1 protein-coding gene is annotated in these 1,388 nt (G+C 71.3%); it reads left to right on the top strand.

Annotated elements, in window-relative coordinates; all coding sequences use genetic code 11:
• Positions 1-28 precede the first annotated feature (28 nt).
• Positions 29-1,388: MFS transporter (locus ACFYNX_RS33450; RefSeq protein ID WP_388667310.1), on the top strand; the 1,360-nt coding region annotated here is incomplete at its 3' end.

Genomic DNA, 1,388 nt, shown 5'->3' with positions numbered 1-1,388 from the left:
GGGTTCGGGCGGGGTGTTGACGCCGCGGATGCGGTTGACGCTGGGTGTGCTGCTGGTGGCGCAGTTCATGCTGGCGGTGGACTTCTCGATCCTGAACGTGGCGTTGCCGGTGATGGGTGAGGGGCTGGGCTTCTCGCTGGCGAACCTGCAGTGGATCGCGACCGCGTTCGCCCTGTGCGCGGCCGGTTTCACCCTGATGTTCGGCCGGGTGGCCGACCTCTTCGGCCGGCGGCGCCTGTTCCTGGGCGGCCTGGCCGTCCTGGGGCTGGCCTCGCTGGCCGGTGGTCTTGCCACCAGCCCCGAGGTGCTGATCGCCGCCCGGATCTTCCAGGGCCTGGCCACCGCCGCGGTCACCCCGGCCGGCCTGTCCCTGCTGACCACCTCCTTCCCCGAAGGCCCCCTGCGGGAGAAGGCCCTGGGCCTCAACGGTGCCTTGATGTCGGCCGGGTTCACCACCGGCGCCATCCTGGGCGGTGTCCTGACCGACCTGCTGTCCTGGCGCTGGGCCTTCTTCATCAACGTGCCCGTCGCCGCCGCCGTCCTGATCATCGCCCCCATGGTCATCGCCGAGTCCCGCCCCGAACAGCGCCCCCGCCTGGACCTGCCCGGCGCCCTGAGCGTCACCCTGGGCCTGCTGGCCGTCGTCTTCGGCTTCACCCAGGCCGGCGAACACGGCTGGACCCACCTGCCCGCCCTGGGCGCACTGGCCGCCGGTGTGCTGCTCCTGATCGCCTTCTACTTCATCGAGCGCACCTCCCCCGCCCCCCTGGTCCCCGTCACCGTCCTGCGACGGCGCACCGTGGCCTGGGGCAACATCGCCGGCGTCCTGGCCTTCGTCACCGAAACCTCCCTCGTCTTCCTCCTGACCCTCTACCTCCAGCAGGTCCTCGGCTTCTCCCCCCTGGCCGCCGGCCTCTCCTTCGGCGTCCTGGGACTGGGCACCGTCCTGGGCGGCACCCTGGCCCCCAGGGTCATCGCCCGCACCTCCACCCGCACCACCCTGATCACCGGCGCCCTCATCCAGACCGCCGCCACCGCCGCCCTCCTCGCCCTGGGCACCAACACCACCACCGGCCTGGCCCTGATGCTCCCCGCCACCTTCATCGGCGGCGTCGGCAACATGCTCCTGATCGTCGGCTTCATGGTCACCGCCACCAGCGGCCTGCCCGACCACGAACAGGGCATGGCCACCGGCCTCGCCACCATGAGCCAGCAGATCGGCATCACCATGGGCACCCCCGTCATGAGCGCCATCGCCACCGGCGCCATGACCACCACCACCCTCACCGGCATCCTCGGCGGCATCCACACCGCCATCGCCGTCAACACCGCCCTCGTCCTGATCACCGCCCTCACCACCACCCTCTTCCTCCGCACCCCCACCACCA

Source organism: Streptomyces sp. NPDC007872 (assembly GCF_042868165.1).
Taxonomy (GTDB): domain Bacteria; phylum Actinomycetota; class Actinomycetes; order Streptomycetales; family Streptomycetaceae; genus Streptomyces.
This window is presented reverse-complemented; position numbering and strand designations above follow the sequence as displayed.